We start from the raw sequence: 15685 nt of genomic DNA, 5'->3' as shown, positions 1-15685 counted from the left end.
ACACACGGAGTTGTCGGTTTATGGTTTTGTTTTTTGGAGTTCTAAGATATTGATTTTGTTCGAACACTGCATATTTGCAATGAAACACCTTAAGTTTAATTTTCTAATTCTTTTTCTGCTATTAAGTTTTTAAAGTAGTCAGCTACTTTTGAGGCACCTGTTTTTCCTCCATCATCGATGTTAGATAAAATCACAATTGTGTAATTATCATCTAGGAAATCCATTAATTCACAGTGAATCCCATACCAACCACCGCTATGTCCAATTATTTTTTGGTTGTATCTATTGTCTATATCAATACCATATCCTAAATGCGTATTATAGCCTTTTACTTTAGGTTCCAACATTAAATCGGTGGTTTCTTTATCTAGTAGTTGATAGTTTCTTAAAGCTTTTGAGAATTTAAATAAATCATCAACTGTAGAATAGTAAAATCCGGCTGGAGATGCTTTAGTCAAGTAATACTCATTCTTTTTTAGATTTTCATTTTGACCAAAGCCTGATGTATATCCACTAGCTTTATTTTTTACAATTGAATCTACTTGAATTTCTGAGGTTGCAAACATATCTGCCGGTTCTAGAATATTCTCTTTTATATAATCGTAATAATTTTCTCCAGAAACTTTCTCAATTATTAAACCTAGAACCACGAATCCTGTTCCACTATAATCATACTTTGTTCCAGGTTTAGATAGTAAGGTGTCATTAGCAAAAAGTGGCACAAAATCAGAAATTTCTTCGTAATCGGAATTTTTGATCTTATCTAAATCATTAACGTAAAAATTGTTAAGACCTGAAGTGTGGGTTAATAGTTGATGTATTGTTACCGAGTTTCTAACGATCTCGTTTGGATAATCCGGTAAATATTTTCCAATCGGTGTCTTAAGGTCTAATTTATCTTTCTCATAAAGTTGTAAAGCTGCAACAGCGGTAAACATTTTTGTAATAGAAGCGATATTAAATTTCGTATCAATTTTATTTTTTACATCGTATTCTATACTTGAAAGTCCGTAAGCTCTTTTATCAATTATTTCATCATTTTTAGCTATCAAAATTGCTCCTGAAAATTCTGAATCATTCAAATTATTTAAATAATCCTTGATCTCAGAATTTGTCGATTGAGAATATATCGAAGAAAATATTATTGTAAAAAGAAACAGAATTTTAAATTTCATTGAAGTTGAATTTTGATAAAAAATAATATAACGGCTTCGCTTATCGCAAGTTTGCGGAATGAAGCACACGAAGTTGTCGGCTTATTGTTTTGTTAGTTGAAGTTCTAAGTTATCGATTTTGTTTGGATACCGCATATTTTTGATCAAGCGGTGTTGACACCAGTTTGTTGTATGAATTTCTTAATTTCAAGATCATCTTTTATTTTGTAAATAACTGAAATCAGAATTTTTAGAAGAATATATAAGTCATTTTTTTGTTCCTCATGAAGATTACTATTGGTTCCGTGCAAATATTTGTTTCTTAAATCTAAACCATTCGAAAACTCCTTCTTATTCAAATAGTAATTCAAATACTTTCTCTCTTCAATTGTAAATAATTTACTTTCAAATTTGACCATTTTGATTTTTTCTAGGTCTATAATCTTATTTCTTAGTTCCTCTGGATGATGCCAAAAATTTATTACATCTTCATAATGTAGTATCCCAATGACATTAATTAAACTGGAGTCCTTTATTTTAATAATATTGTCTTCATCAATAACTAAATAACCTTTAGAAATTAAATAATCTATTTCGCTTTTTTGATAATTTTCAAATTGATCATAATTGACTTTTTCGTTTTCAATTAATTGATAAAAGGTAGAATATTTCCCTTGATAAGGTTTTACATAATGTAGCATCGATTGTCTTGAAAAAAAATCTCGACGTAATCTTATAAATTCTTCTCCTTGTCCATAAACGTACTTTTTCTCTACTATACTTTTGACTTTTCCAAAATAAAGAGGAGAAGAGCTAAATTGAATTAAATCAAAATCTATGTGTCCTTCTTCTACATAGCATTCATATTGCTTAATCAAAAATTCTAGCTCTGGAGCTAGAACTCTAATTTTTTCATAAGGTGATATATTTTTCGAAGGAACAGATATCCGTAAATTACTAATTTCAAATTCTTCGTTTAGAAGTTCATTTACTTGAAAAGAAATCACTTCTTCCATTGATATATCATTTTCCTCTAAATAATTTAAATAGAGAGCAATTTGTAAATGAGAAAGGAGTCCTTTTTCATAAAATTTTTGTGAAATCCAATATTCATGCCTTGATCTCATTAAAGCGTTTTCAAATGGATCTATTTGATAGTGTTTTGTTACTAAATCTATACAGCCTTGATCATTTACATACCTAAATAAACTTGAAAAATTTTGAAAAACACCATTTAATGTTTTAGTATGATTCAACCATTTTTCGGAATAAGAATATGTCAAGGTACCTTCGTCTCTTAATATTTTTATCGGTTCTTGTTGATCAGCGGAAATTGTCCCTCCAATTCTATGATTAGATGTAACACCCTCTTCTAAAATTTCCTCATTCAATCTATCTGATACTTTTTTAGCTTTAAGCTTAATTTTGTCTGATAGTTTTAGATAACTTGATTTTACAATTAATCGAACATAATTTAGATTTGCATTTGGTGATTGTAAATAGTTTTCAATAATTACTTCTATTTCCGATTCCTTAAATTTCGGGAAATGCATCTCAGGGTGATCAGAAAAGTGCTCTTGTTCATAACAGGAAAGTAATAATTCGGCAGTTTCACTTGATTGGATAAGGTAGCTTTTAATTTCTCTTGAAAAATGATCAACAATCTTCTTTTGCTTTAATACTGGACGAATATTAAAACGTTTGTTTTTTAATAATTCATCCAAAGTATTTGGATTTATTTTCTTAAACGTACTGAATTTGCTTATGAGAGTCCAAAATGAATCGTAGTAATGGAATTCTATTTCTGAAAAAAGTTTTAGAAAATTTTCATCATCAATCTTAATCCAAAAGTTTCTTAACCACTCCCAATATTTTTCAACGATATTCTTATATTCTTGTTTTGTTTTTTCATCCCAACGGGATAGAAAAATCTCGTGATCGAAATATAATTTGATTTGGTATAATTCTATTATATCATTTACATCTAAACCGTCTTCTGAATTTAATTTCTTGAAAATTTTTTCCGCACTTTCTAGATTTCTATCTGCAGATAAGTCATACTTTGAATAAAATACTACTCTATTAAACTCATTTTTCATTTAAATTGAATTATGATAAAAATTGCTGCCCACGATCCCTGTTAACAACAAGTAGTGCGGAATTATGGACGCGGATTTGTCGGCTTAATATTAGTTTGTTGATCAAGTAAATATTTTCATTCTAACGCTGCCGGCTATTGGAGATTAACCTTTGTTCTTTGTTCGTGATTACGGGTCACATAGTAAAAATATACCTGATGCTACTGTTACTATGGCACCAGCCACAGGAATTAATAAGTCGGCAATTGCGCTTCCTCCAACTGCAATCCATTTACCTGTAGCTAAAATCTTATCATTTGGACTAATATCACCTTCTGGTTTTTTAAGTGTCTTTCTAACTGCTTTATCAAAAGCTTTTTGTGAAACTTGAACCGCAACTCCTCCAGCTTCTACAATTTTATCAAATGCTGCACGGAATTTTGCAATTAGCCAAGAATTGGTTGTAAGGAATTCCCATTCTTCATATAATATTTGTGTGATATCTCTACTTTCCGTTAGTTTCAACAAGTTTCCATAAAGATCCTCATTATTTATCTCAGATGACTCATACAGTTTGATATTATCTGAATTCTGGATCAGAAAATTCTTGATTAATTCCGGATTGCTTATATTTTCTTTAATTTCAAATTGGATTGCTAATTGATTAAGCATATTTATATTAGACTGATCATTATCGATAAATACACTTTTCAACATTTCAATAAGCTTTTTAGATATTACAATTTTATCTTCGTAATAATCCCTTAGTATTCGCGTTAGGTCAAAAAGACTGTCTTGATGCAATATTATGGATGCATCAATCATTATTCGATCTTTCATATTTTCTAAATTTCTGGTCGGTTTAATTACCTTAATTTACTGAAAATATCTAAATCACGACGCAAAACTCATTATAGCTATCAAAATATATTCCTCTAATAAATAATACAGCGGATTAAGAAAAGGTTTTGTTTAAATAATAAAGTATGGAAAGGAAGATTGCTAAAAATAAAGAGAAAGAGAGTCTCATTCAAATTTTGAGAATGAGAGATTTTACTTCTGACAAATCCTTCTAGAGAAATGATTTCATGGAATAAACCTCGAGGGCTAATTAAGTTTAAAATTTAAATTATAAACTTACTTTTTTGAATTGCTTTCAAGTTCGGTAATACGTTTCTGAAGAATTGCTTTCGTCTCTTTCAAAGAATCATTGGCATCTTCCAAAGCATTATTTGCTTTTTCCAGCGCATCTATTTGGCTTTGGAGGTTAACCAATTTTTCGCGGAGAACTCCTGGATCAGTTTCATTATAAATTGATTCTGCGGAATCCTTTTGAAGCATAGGACCATTCCCAGTTAAAATCCATTCTGCACTATATCGGGGATAATTATCTACTAATGCTAATAACCACTTTGCCTGAATATCAGTGCCTTTACTTATTGCCCGCGATAACACACCCTTACTTGCCCCAATCGTTTTTTCTAAGTTGGTTATACTAACCCTTTCATTTTGGGCAATATCTATAAAAACTTGTAAAATATTTCTCATACAGAAGATAATTATCTTCAAAAAGTTAGTTTAGTTGAAAATTATCAACTATATTTGGTTTTGTTCCCAACAAAGGAACAAGCCACCGAACAAGCAAACTTACGTAATTTATGAAGAAAACTTATAACACTGGAGTAGTAAAAGCCCTTGCTTGTAAATACGATGTGACTCCTCGTTACATAAGATATTGTCTAAGCGGTGATCGAACTCCGATATATGCAGATGAATTAATTGCAGAATATTATAAAATGTTGGAACAAGTGGAAAAAGCCCTGAAGGTCGGAGAATAAAGTTATAGAATTTAAAAATAGGCACCTCATTTAGGAATAAATCGCTCTGATTAAATAACTCAAGAAAAGAAAATTCTTATGTCACATGATTATTATGAATTATTATCACAGGGTCATCCTGCTGCTTTAAAATTTATACATAACCGATACAGCCGAATGGTTTACTGGTTGGGTAAAGGAATTATCAATGATGATTTCATTATAGAATGTTTAGTCCAGGATACTTTTTTAAAATTATGGGCGAACCGGGATAAGATCGAATCAGAGAAACATCTTTTCTTCTTTTTGAGAATGGTGATGAAAAGAAAATGTTATACCTATTATACTAGCCCCAAGCGTAAGTTCTTCCAGAAAATAAATTCTTTAGAAAGCTATGAGAACTATCAGGATTATCTTGCAGGGTATGATCCCAAAGAAGATATCAAGAACCAGAAGGACCATGAATCTCAACAGGAAGATTTTGAACTCGTACAAAAAGTATTACCCTTACTAATTCCAGAACGAAAAAGACTTATTGAACTCTGTTTGAAATATGGGTTTCGGTATAAGGTGATTGCCAGGGTCATGGGAATAAGTATAACCGAAGCCAGTAATGAGGTAAAGCAAGCCATTCAGGATCTTAAAAATATTCTCAACCATGATAGTAAACCAGAATCTAAGCCGCAACCTATTGTGAAAGGAAAAGTTCAGGATGAAATTTCAACTGAACAACAAAAAGTATTGGAGCTGCGATGTGTGAAGAAATATTCCTTTGAAGTTATTGCCACTGAACTTAATCTATCTCAAAAGCAAGTACATGCTGTATTTACAGCGGCTTATAAGCTAATGCAGGAGAAACACAATGATCAATTACAAATGGCTTGATATGGCAAATAAGACGATGAAATTGACGCGGAAAATCCAGCTGCTGGTAGACCTACCCACTAAAGAAGAGCGAAAAGAAGCGATGAATACACTCTACCAGTGGCAAAACAGGGCTTATCGGGCTGCCAATCTTATGGTCACTCACCTGTACGTTCAGGAAATGATCAAAGACTTTCTCTATTTATCAGAAGAGGTTAAGTATAAACTTGCAGATGAAAAAAAGGACGACCTCGGCATTTTAAATGGTTCGCGAATCCATACCACTTATCGGGTGGTATCCAACCGGTTTAAAGGTGAAATCCCTACTAATATTTTAACTAATCTAAAAAGTAGCTTATATAGCTCTTTTAATAAAGAAAAACTCGAATACTGGAAGGGTGAGCGTTCTTTAAAAAATTTCAGGAGGGATATGGCTTTTCCATTCGATACAGAAGGCATGAGTAAAATAACCTATAATGAAGAGAATAGAGCTTTCTGTTTTCGGTTATTCAAAATACCCTTAAAGACCTATTTGGGAAGAGACTTTTCTGATAAGCGAGTTTTACTGGAAAGGGTTATGAATGGAGAACTCAAACTCTGCACCTCTCATATAAAACTAAAGGATGGTAAGATCTTCTGGCTTCCTGTATTTGAGATAGAAAAGGAGAAACATGAACTCAAACCTGAAGTGATCGCCGAGGCTACGCTGTCCCTTGAATATCCAATTATAGTAAAAATTGGTAGGAAGAAGCATACCATTGGTACACGAGAGGAATTTTTATACAGACGACTTGCCATACAGGCTGCTATAAAAAGAGCAAAACACGGAGTTACGTATGCCAGATCTGGAAAAGGCCGTAAAAGAAAAACAAAAGCTCTGACCACGTTTCGTGATACCGAGAGAAATTATGTACATAATCGCCTCCATGTCTATAGCAGGAAACTCATAGATTTCTGCGTTAAACATCAGGCAGGAACTCTTCTGTTATTGAATCAAAAAGAAAAATCAGAAATAGCCAAGGAGGAAGAATTTGTGGTGAGGAACTGGAGTTACTTTGAACTAATGACCAAAATAAAATACAAGGCCGAAAAGGCCGGGGTAGAACTTATTATAGATTAAGTTTTAGTTGCGAGGGTGCCTGTACACCCGCAAGGTGAGGTCTAAGACACTCACTAAATGCGTAGAGCATATACAACGCGTGGGCTTGCTTATAACAATAATTAGATTGCCTCACATTTTAAATACACAATCAAGATAGAACAAATTTTACCTCAAAATTGGACATTCATTTTATTTGAGATAATCTAAATTTTAACATATCTATGAAATATAAACTTCAAGTAATTTTGAATGTTCACTTGTCATATGGGCGAAATCACAGATGGCGGGAATTAGTATTGATTCTCCTTGCTTGAGATGATCATTCTTGCCATTTATTCCAATCTCAACCTCTCCCTCAACAGACATTAATACTACAAATGACTTTAGATAGGAGTAATCCCTTTTAATTTCCCCATTAACCTTAATAAGGTTAGTTGTAAAAAATCTGCAATCAACAAGATTCGAAGTACTATTATTATTAATTGAATAATTGACAGTATGGTCATCAACAACATTATAATTCATTGCTTCCGCCGCCAACTCAGTATGTAATTCTCGGGATTTTCCATTTTCGTCTATCCTGTCCCAATCATAAACCCTATAAGTGATATCTGAAGTCTGCTGGATTTCAGCTAACATAACACCTTCTCCAATCGCATGCACTTTCCCGGCCTTAATAAAAAAAGTATCTCCCTCTTGAACCTTAATGAAATTAAGATGATCGGTTATTGTCCCTTTTTTTAAACTTTCACTGTATTCTTCTGAACTGATTCTATTTTTCCAGCCAACGTTTATCATTGCTCCTTCGTCAGCCTGCATCACATACCACATTTCTGTTTTTCCGAAGGAATCATGCTTTTTCTTGGCCATTTCATCCCCTGGATGCACCTGAACAGATAAGTTCCTGGAAGCATCTATATACTTGATCAGCAAAGGAAATTTTCCACCAAATCTGTCAACTACATACTTTCCCAAAATCTCGTCGGGAAAATGCTCAAGCAGTTCATCCAAATTCAAACCCGCATATACACCATTTTTTACTTCAGAGATATTACCTTCTACAGTTGAGATCTCCCAGCTTTCACCAGCCTTATCAGAAGCCGACTTCCCAAGGAGATTCCTTAATTTGGAGCCTCCCCAGATTTTATCTTTGATGATGGGCTTAAACCTAATTCCATACGGAATAAATTTTTCAGATGTCATAATTAATATTTTTTCTACTATTTTTAAAATTAACTGATTCCGATATTAGATAATTGAAACATTATTTGATTTATTTCTGGTTCCGTAGAAAATGATATAGGCATAACAGAGAATTACAAGTAAAAAAGCCATACCAAATCCGAAAGAATCGGTTAAGAACCCAAATGCCGGAGGGATAACGGCTCCTCCCATTATCATAGTACAAAGGATTCCAGACCCCTGGGGTTTATCATTTCCTAGTCCATCGAGTGCCAAACTGAAAATAGTTGGAAACATAATAGAATTGAAAAAACCTACGAAAATGATTGCCCACATCGCTAATAGACCTGACATTAAGGAAGAAAGCAAAATCATGATTATTGCGCACGTAGCAAAAGCTATTAATACCTTTGCAGGATTAATTATTTTTGTTAAATAAGATCCTATAAAACGTCCTACCATGGCTCCCGTCCAGTAGAATGTTACGAAAACCCCCACTAAAGCCATATCACTCGAGGAAGTGGCCCCCGTATTCAAAATTCCTTCGGCTATCCAAACCATGAACGGAGTACTAAGAGTTATTTCCTGAATATTTAAACTAAGAAAATAATTCACCATATAACTTCCTAAGGAAACCTCTGCACCCACATAAAAGAAAATTCCAAAGGCCCCCAATATCAAATTTTTATTTCGCAATACACCCCGGTAATTATTTGAAGAGGCCGTATCTCCAATCTTTGGAAGGTTGACAAAGCAAAAAAGTAAAGCTATCACTCCTATAAACGCAGCGATTCCCAAAAATGGAATCTGCACAGTAGCTGCTTCGTCAATATAATAATCATGCCTTGCACTTTTACTGAGCCTTTCAATATCAGAAATTGTCAATACCTTGTCTTTTAAAATAAAAAGTGCTCCTATTGCCGGTGCTACCGCCGTCCCTAAAGAGTTGAACGCCTGAGAAAGGTTTAAGCGACTGGAAGCATGTTTCTCAGGACCCAGCACAGTAACGTATGGATTAGCCGCAACTTGTAAAAAGGTTATTCCCGCTGCCAATGTGAAATATGCAAGCATAAATAGACCAAAAGCACGAAGAGATGATGCTGGATAAAAAAGCAAACATCCTAATGCCATTGTTACGAGACCAACTATAATTCCTCTTTTGTAACCTATTTTAGAAAGAAGGTACCCAGCTGGTATTGATAGTATCATATAGGCCCCAAAAAATGCAAACTGAACCAGCCCAGCCTGGAAATAAGATAAAGTAAAAATTTCTTTTAACCGAGGAATTAATGAATCAACTAGAACAGTTATGAAACCCCAAAGAAAAAAGAGTATTGTTATTAATGCAAATGATGATTTATACCTCCGATTATTTTTCATGATTAATTATTGATTGGACTTCATTCATGATTAATGGTATTGCAGGAACAACGTTAGAATGCCCATATCCCTGCAATTCAAATAACTTGGTATAATTATGTCCGGAGACCTCCATCATGTTTTTTAGAAATAAATTTTCTTCATATCTACCTGGTATGTCCATAATTCTATCACCGGTAAATAATATTAATGGAGGTGCATTATTAGTAATATGATTAAGTGGTGCATATTCATCAATAAGTATTTTATTATCCGGATATCCCATTTCTTCAATTATAGTTGAATGAGTTACCATCTGACCACTTAGAATGAACAAACCTGCCAATTGATTTGTGTTTATTCCGTAATTACTTAACCATTTTTTATCCAAACCAACTAAACTAGCCAGATAACCGCCAGCTGAATAACCCATTAAGAATATTTTCTCCTCATCACCTCCATAATCTTTTACGTTTTTAAATGTCCATGCAATAGCGGCGGCAACATCTTCTATATAAAGTGGGGCCTTAACTTTAGGAGAAAGTCTATAATTAACACTTACAATATTTAGCCCGGTATCCAATAATTCTTTAGGTAATTCAATTTTATCTCCTCCTTTTAACCAGCCCCCATGGATGTAAATGATTGTTACATTGTCTTTGGATAATTCGGAGTAATAAACATCAAGTGTACATTTTGCGATAATATCCTGAGAGGTCTGTAACGAGTCAGGGTAATAGTTTATATCAAAAACTGCCTGCTTCTCTTTATTTACCTGACTATTGGCCGTAAAAATCCATGAAAATAGAATTATGCAGATCCAAGATAATCTATGCATTTTCGTATTTAAATCTTTAATTTTTGAATAGCCTTTCAGTAAAACTTCTTAACTGCTCTCTCCAAAATTGCCATTCGTGGCCGTATGATGCCACATAAAATTCAGCATCAATTCCGTTATTCTCTAATTGGGTTACAAATTGTTTATGCCCCTCAAACCTAGGATCTTTACTGCCACAGGCTATCCAGAGTAATTCTAAAGATTTATTTAAAAGTTCAGATTTATTAAAAACCCCTGGGATATATGTTCCCATATTTATTTCCGGATCACTTAAAATGCCTGCACTAAAATCTCCAACGTACGAAAACTTATCAGGGTTTCTCATACCTATTACTACAGCTTGGCCACCGCCCATTGAAAGGCCTGCAATTGCCCTATCATCTTTATTTTTACTAACATGGTAACGCTTTTCAATCACTGGAATAATATCTTTAAATAACTCCTCTTCTAAATATTCCATTCCTTCAACTGTACTTCCACTGGCCCAAGATCCGTCAATTAAACCGTTAGACATAACAATGAGCATCGGCTTTGCTTTCCCTTCATTGATCAAATTATCAAGAATAATATTCGCATGCCCGTCATTTACCCAACTACCTTCATTATCCCCTCCTCCATGGCGTAAGTACAGTACTGGAAATTTTTTCTCTGGTGAAGCCAGATATATTTTTGGCACATAGACAAACATTTTTCGAATGCGGCCTAATGTTTTAGACCTATAATTTATAATATGCACATCCCCATGGGGAACATCCTGAAGTTCATCAAACCTCGCAGGGTCGCCCGGAACCTCCACAATACTACCATACACTTTAGTACCAACCTTAATATTGGGGTTTTCCGGATCCAGTTTTCTGAAGTGACCATTTACAAAAAAATTATATTGGTAAATTCCCGGTGGCACACTATCCAAGGTAACAGTCCAGTTGCCATCTTTATCTTTTAACATTACCTTTTTTTGTACATCCCATTCTCCAAAATGAAGTTCAACTGAAGTTGCCTCTGGTTCTTTCAATCTGAAGGTAATGCTATTGTCACCGCTAACTACAGGAGAAAATTTTGGTGCCGCCGGGCCCCACCAACCCTTAGTACTAAATGGGTTTCCCTGACCATAATTGTATGAACTCCCTAAAATGATCAGGAGGAATACGATTAAATATATTTTGTTATTCTTCATTATTATTTTAAATTTTCCAGGTAAATGTTCCTACCGAGCCTGGATCGAGACTTAAAACTGCATACTCTCCACCGTACTGAATCTTAAAAGAATTTTTGCCTGAACTGGTATTGGCTACAACTAGGACGATCTTATCATCAGGCGTTTTAAAGGCCACATTGGGCAAAAGGTTATTTTGACTACTGGACCATACCCTATTTACCATAGGTCGCTGTTCGTCCTGGTAAATGTATACAATCGGGTCATCCCCCTGAGTAGAATAAATTCTGCGTGATCCTGGTCTTACCAATTTTGAGGCATGGGCAATAGTATAAAATGCCAAATTTCGAGAAACCTTATTGCCATCAATTGTTAGAGCTCCCTGGCACATTGAACAACCACCGTTATCGGTGTGTGGATCATTTTCTGGATCTGCGGCCAGATTCCATAAAATGATATTTCGACTCCAGTTATTAATTCCTTGTATCACCAATCGGTTTACAGGTTCTGTAATATCGATCGAATCACTTTGAGGGTTTTCGGTAACCATTTGTTCGGTAAAATAAATGTGTTTGTCAGGACGAGCACGGTGAATTATTGACATGGTTTCCATATTACCTCGATAATTATGGAAGGCCGAACCATCAATAAATTTACTAGCTGTAGTATCCTGTAGAATACTCAAGGGATAATCCGGTCTATCTGTGTTATGATCGAAAATCACAATTTTAGTACTAAGTTTATTTTCCTTGAATTTAGGTCCTAAATGTTTTTTTATAAAATCTGCCTGTTCAAACCAGAACCAAGACATACTTGGAGTATTGCGAGAATTCATTGGTTCGTTTTGAATGGTGATTGCATCTATAGGAATCCCTTGTTCTTTCATTTCAAGAATATATTTCACAAAGTAATCTGCATATACTTCATAACAATCTTCTTTTAATTTCCCTCCACGAATATTATCATTAGTTTTCATCCATAAAGGAGCAGACCATGGGGACCCCATTACTTTGATTTCAGGATTAATTTCTAAAATTTCCCTCATAACCGGCACTACATCCTGCAGGTCCTGGCCAAGTGAAAATTTTTCCAATTTATAGTCTGTTTCTCCTTGTTCTAAATCATTGTAAGAAAAAGTGAAACTATTTAGATCAGAAGATCCTATACTCAACCTCACATAACTTACACCTATGTCCTCAGGATTGGTGCCATAAACATTTTGCAGAATTTCCCTTCGCTTTTTAGCTTCCATTTTCATCAGAAGCTCCGCACTTCCACCAGTAACGGCAAATCCGAAACCATCAATAGCCTGCATGGTTTGATTCGGATCAATAATAATGGCGGGATATCGGGGATTATTTTCCTTAGAAAAAGAAGCAGTTTTATTTCCTTTTTGAAAAAGTCTAGTGCGATCCTGACTGGTTATCCAGCATTCTATTTCTCTATTCTCCTGCGCAGTATGTGAGAATGCACTAAGGAAACATAGGGTTAGTAAAATTCTTATTTTCATTTTTCGGTATCTTAAGGGTGATTCTTGCTTATTGGATCCGGTTTATTTTTTATCCTTAAACCTTTTAAACGAATGTCCGCGTAGATTGTCGTTGTATGATTTCAGAATGCAATTGATGGTTAATATTTCCTACTGGAAGCAAGCCTTTAATTCTATCAATTAAAGTTTCTAGAGCTAGTCGCCCCTGTTCCTTTGGTTTAAGGTCGATAGAACTTAGCGGTGGCCAAAAGGATTTGCCAAGGTAACTATCATTAAAGCCTAAAACGGATACATCGTTGGGTATGGAAAATCCGTTTTTTAAGATAAAGCTCATTACCTCAATCGCTAATTGTTCTGTACAGGCAAGTATCCCGTCCATAGATTTTGACAAAAGGCGCTCTTTTAGATGTCTTTTTGGAAATTTTTCTCGGTACTCAATAATAACAGGAGTTAAACCTAAAGACTGCATGGCGTTTCGGTACCCTTTTTTTCTGGATTCATAAATGCCCACATCTGATGAATCAGCCAGAAAAATGATGTTTTCACAACCTGCCTTTTCCAAATTGTAAATTGCCAATTCTGTTTTCAACTCCTCATCAGTAGTTATAGTATCACAATCAATTTCCGAAAACCCTCTATCAAATGTTACAACAGGAATTCTATAAGCTTTTAATTTCGACAAATGTCCAACGGCTTTTGTTCTTTTTGTTTCACGAGAAGGTGAAATAATAAGTCCATCAACCTGTGTTTCAACAAGTTTTTGAATGCAGGCTTTTTCCTTTTCCAGTGATTCATTTGACAAACAAAAAACTATCCTATAATTATTTTTAACTGCTAAAGATTCAATTCCTTCAAAAACACTGGAAAAGAATGGAGTTGAAATAGTTGGAAGAATTACCCCAATTGTATTGCATTTTCCTGCTTTTAAGTTTCGCGCTGCCATATTGGGAACATAGTTATTTAACATTGCAAATTCTTTAACTTTATTTACCGTTGTCTTACTGATTTCCGGGCTGTTATTCAGAGCCTTTGAAATAGTACTAATAGATAAATTAAGTGATTTTGATAATTCCTTCATTGTCACTTTTCCCGACATTTATAAGCAATTTTATTAGATGATTAATTTCTAACCTCTCTTCAAGTATTTAGAACAAATAATAAACTCTATGAGTTTAGCTTTACCGAATCATAACTTTTTTAAATTTTCATAGAGATAAGTTTCGAATCGATTCCATATAGAGCTACAATAATTAAATCTTTATTTTTATAATTCTTGATTTAAACTTTCCGTTAATTCAGTATTGAGAGATGTAAATTTTTCCGAGAAATTTTTTAATATGATGAGAGTGGAAATATCTTTATTATAAACAGAATACCACCCTTGATATTCATGTGGAGGATCTCCTATAAAATCATCTCCTGTTTTCCAAATAGCCTTTGGAACTCTGGGTCTTCCCTCGCCTCCCCAAGCCCAAAAATTTACTCCAGACATTTGCTTCAAATTCTGAGCATAATTTAAAATTGATTGAAAAATAAATCTGAAGTAATTATCTCTATACATTACTTCTGAAGCTACCTTATAACTATTATCATCCCTTGATATTCCGAATTCCTCCAGAACTATCGGTTTATTTAATTCCTTTGCGACTTTCAGATGTTCATTAATATATTGAGAAGCCTTAAGGATAGCATCACTATATGTTTCTTCAGGTTCCTTTGGATTGTACCACCCCCAGTTTTGTACCCATAGATGAAACGTACAGTAATCTATAGAAGAGTAATTGTGGTCATTAAAAAAGTCTGTTCCATTTTTTGGTGAGGGGGTGTTTCCTTCGCTACCTATTGATACTAAATGATTACTGTCTAATTCTTTTATGAAATCGGCGGTTTCAAAGATCCATTTCCTATATAACTCCGGTTTATCTATTCCTTCCGGTTCATTGGCCAGTTGCCAAGCCATAATGGTTGGATCATTTCTGTATTCTAAACTATTTATAGTATTCTTTCTATTTACAATTTTGCGGATTAAATCTTTAAACCATTTTTGAGCTTTTTCATTTTGATAAAATTTTGCAGAGTATTCCTGATAAGTCCGCCAGTTTCCTCCTTCTGCAGGTGGGGGAAATGGAATCTCCTCATTTCCGTTCGCCCATGAAACGTATTGAGCGAACCCGCCAGACCAAGGCCAGAAATTATTTAGACATACAACTGCGAGCATATCCCGTTTTTTCATCTCATCAAGTAGAAAATCCAACCCAGCTAACAAATTTTCATTAAATTCTCCCGGTTCCGGCTGTAGGGTCGGATGCATTCGCCAGGGAGAATCTGGTTCACCCTCTGAAGATGCCATAATTCTTAAATTTTTCACCCCAAGTTTTTCTAATTGGTTTAATTCTCGAATCAGCCTATCCTTATTATTTGCGCCCAAGTTCATACCATACCAAAAATTTGTTCCCAAATAATGATAGGTTTTTCCACTCCTAACGAATTGGCCATCTTGAACCTCTACAAAATCTTGGGCATTGATTATTGAAAACATTAGCAAGCAGATAACTAAAATTATATAGTCTTTTTTCATATTTCAATTATATGGTTGATCTGGAATTAGAAAAACATAGTTAAAGCCATTGGGGATCAAATCTTTCC

14 protein-coding genes are annotated in these 15685 nt (G+C 34.2%); 3 read left to right on the top strand and 11 right to left on the bottom strand.

Annotated elements, in window-relative coordinates:
• Window positions 1-95 precede the first annotated feature (95 nt).
• From Q1K34_RS01950 to Q1K34_RS01935, 4 genes are all read right to left on the bottom strand, one after another.
• Complete coding sequence (locus Q1K34_RS01950; RefSeq protein WP_300433989.1) at window positions 96-1175, bottom strand: serine hydrolase domain-containing protein; 1080 nt, start codon at window positions 1173-1175, stop codon at window positions 96-98.
• Between the two features lie 143 nt (window positions 1176-1318).
• Complete coding sequence (locus tag Q1K34_RS01945; protein WP_300433988.1) at window positions 1319-3253, bottom strand: hypothetical protein; 1935 nt, start codon at window positions 3251-3253, stop codon at window positions 1319-1321.
• A 168-nt stretch (window positions 3254-3421) separates the two neighbouring features.
• Window positions 3422-4072 (bottom strand): hypothetical protein, encoded by a 651-nt coding sequence (locus Q1K34_RS01940; RefSeq protein WP_300433987.1) that lies wholly within the window; start codon window positions 4070-4072, stop codon window positions 3422-3424.
• Window positions 4073-4369: 297 nt separating this feature from the next.
• Entirely contained in the window at window positions 4370-4780 is a 411-nt protein-coding gene (locus Q1K34_RS01935) for a hypothetical protein (protein WP_300433986.1), read from the bottom strand.
• 110 nt (window positions 4781-4890) lie between these two features.
• Between Q1K34_RS01935 and Q1K34_RS01930 the strand changes: the two genes are divergently transcribed.
• The 3 genes from Q1K34_RS01930 (at window position 4891) to Q1K34_RS01920 (ending at window position 7033) form a co-directional block, all read left to right on the top strand.
• The gene (locus tag Q1K34_RS01930) at window positions 4891-5070 is read left to right on the top strand and encodes a hypothetical protein (RefSeq protein ID WP_300433985.1); all 180 of its coding nucleotides are present in this window, start codon (window positions 4891-4893) and stop codon (window positions 5068-5070) included.
• 78 nt (window positions 5071-5148) lie between these two features.
• Complete coding sequence (locus Q1K34_RS01925) at window positions 5149-5934, top strand: sigma-70 family RNA polymerase sigma factor (protein ID WP_300433984.1); 786 nt, start codon at window positions 5149-5151, stop codon at window positions 5932-5934.
• A 1-nt stretch (window position 5935) separates the two neighbouring features.
• Window positions 5936-7033 carry a hypothetical protein gene (locus Q1K34_RS01920; protein WP_300433983.1) on the top strand — a complete coding sequence of 366 codons (1098 nt, stop codon included), beginning with the start codon at window positions 5936-5938 and terminating at the stop codon, window positions 7031-7033.
• Window positions 7034-7234: 201 nt separating this feature from the next.
• Here the strand turns inward: Q1K34_RS01920 and Q1K34_RS01915 are convergent, their stop codons facing one another.
• From Q1K34_RS01915 to Q1K34_RS01885, 7 genes are all read right to left on the bottom strand, one after another.
• Window positions 7235-8218, bottom strand: coding sequence for a type I phosphomannose isomerase catalytic subunit (locus Q1K34_RS01915; protein ID WP_300433982.1), 984 nt, complete (start codon window positions 8216-8218; stop codon window positions 7235-7237).
• Between the two features lie 45 nt (window positions 8219-8263).
• Window positions 8264-9577, bottom strand: a complete 1314-nt coding sequence (locus Q1K34_RS01910; protein WP_300433981.1) for a sugar MFS transporter — start codon at window positions 9575-9577, stop codon at window positions 8264-8266.
• Window positions 9567-10394 carry an alpha/beta hydrolase gene (locus Q1K34_RS01905; RefSeq protein ID WP_300433980.1) on the bottom strand — a complete coding sequence of 276 codons (828 nt, stop codon included), beginning with the start codon at window positions 10392-10394 and terminating at the stop codon, window positions 9567-9569. Before Q1K34_RS01905 ends, Q1K34_RS01910 begins: the two co-directional genes overlap by 11 nt.
• Window positions 10395-10410: 16 nt before the next feature.
• On the bottom strand, window positions 10411-11571 hold the full coding sequence (locus Q1K34_RS01900) for an esterase (protein WP_300433979.1): 1161 nt from the start codon (window positions 11569-11571) through the stop codon (window positions 10411-10413).
• Window positions 11572-11578: 7 nt separating this feature from the next.
• The gene (locus Q1K34_RS01895; protein ID WP_300433978.1) at window positions 11579-13060 is read right to left on the bottom strand and encodes a glycoside hydrolase family 30 beta sandwich domain-containing protein; all 1482 of its coding nucleotides are present in this window, start codon (window positions 13058-13060) and stop codon (window positions 11579-11581) included.
• Between the two features lie 64 nt (window positions 13061-13124).
• Window positions 13125-14135 carry a LacI family DNA-binding transcriptional regulator gene (locus Q1K34_RS01890; protein WP_300433977.1) on the bottom strand — a complete coding sequence of 337 codons (1011 nt, stop codon included), beginning with the start codon at window positions 14133-14135 and terminating at the stop codon, window positions 13125-13127.
• Window positions 14136-14303: 168 nt separating this feature from the next.
• Entirely contained in the window at window positions 14304-15617 is a 1314-nt protein-coding gene (locus Q1K34_RS01885; RefSeq protein WP_300433976.1) for a cellulase family glycosylhydrolase, read from the bottom strand.
• Between the last annotated feature and the right edge of the window lie 68 nt (window positions 15618-15685).

It is taken from the genome of Christiangramia sp. (assembly GCF_029937855.1).
In the GTDB taxonomy this organism is placed as follows: domain Bacteria; phylum Bacteroidota; class Bacteroidia; order Flavobacteriales; family Flavobacteriaceae; genus Christiangramia.
The sequence above is the reverse complement of the archived record's forward strand: the minus strand, read 5'-3'. Positions and strand labels throughout refer to the sequence as shown.

Excerpts from the sequence above, each read along its gene's own strand:
- Q1K34_RS01950 (WP_300433989.1), bottom strand. The coding sequence starts at position 1,175 with ATGAAATTTAAAATTCTGTTTCTTTTTACAATAATATTTTCTTCGATA.
- Q1K34_RS01945 (WP_300433988.1), bottom strand. The coding sequence starts at position 3,253 with ATGAAAAATGAGTTTAATAGAGTAGTATTTTATTCAAAGTATGACTTA.
- Q1K34_RS01940 (WP_300433987.1), bottom strand. The coding sequence starts at position 4,072 with ATGAAAGATCGAATAATGATTGATGCATCCATAATATTGCATCAAGAC.
- Q1K34_RS01935 (WP_300433986.1), bottom strand. The coding sequence starts at position 4,780 with ATGAGAAATATTTTACAAGTTTTTATAGATATTGCCCAAAATGAAAGG.
- Q1K34_RS01930 (WP_300433985.1), top strand. The coding sequence starts at position 4,891 with ATGAAGAAAACTTATAACACTGGAGTAGTAAAAGCCCTTGCTTGTAAA.
- Q1K34_RS01925 (WP_300433984.1), top strand. The coding sequence starts at position 5,149 with ATGTCACATGATTATTATGAATTATTATCACAGGGTCATCCTGCTGCT.
- Q1K34_RS01920 (WP_300433983.1), top strand. The coding sequence starts at position 5,936 with ATGGCAAATAAGACGATGAAATTGACGCGGAAAATCCAGCTGCTGGTA.
- Q1K34_RS01915 (WP_300433982.1), bottom strand. The coding sequence starts at position 8,218 with ATGACATCTGAAAAATTTATTCCGTATGGAATTAGGTTTAAGCCCATC.
- Q1K34_RS01910 (WP_300433981.1), bottom strand. The coding sequence starts at position 9,577 with ATGAAAAATAATCGGAGGTATAAATCATCATTTGCATTAATAACAATA.
- Q1K34_RS01905 (WP_300433980.1), bottom strand. The coding sequence starts at position 10,394 with ATGCATAGATTATCTTGGATCTGCATAATTCTATTTTCATGGATTTTT.
- Q1K34_RS01900 (WP_300433979.1), bottom strand. The coding sequence starts at position 11,571 with ATGAAGAATAACAAAATATATTTAATCGTATTCCTCCTGATCATTTTA.
- Q1K34_RS01895 (WP_300433978.1), bottom strand. The coding sequence starts at position 13,060 with ATGAAAATAAGAATTTTACTAACCCTATGTTTCCTTAGTGCATTCTCA.
- Q1K34_RS01890 (WP_300433977.1), bottom strand. The coding sequence starts at position 14,135 with ATGTCGGGAAAAGTGACAATGAAGGAATTATCAAAATCACTTAATTTA.
- Q1K34_RS01885 (WP_300433976.1), bottom strand. The coding sequence starts at position 15,617 with ATGAAAAAAGACTATATAATTTTAGTTATCTGCTTGCTAATGTTTTCA.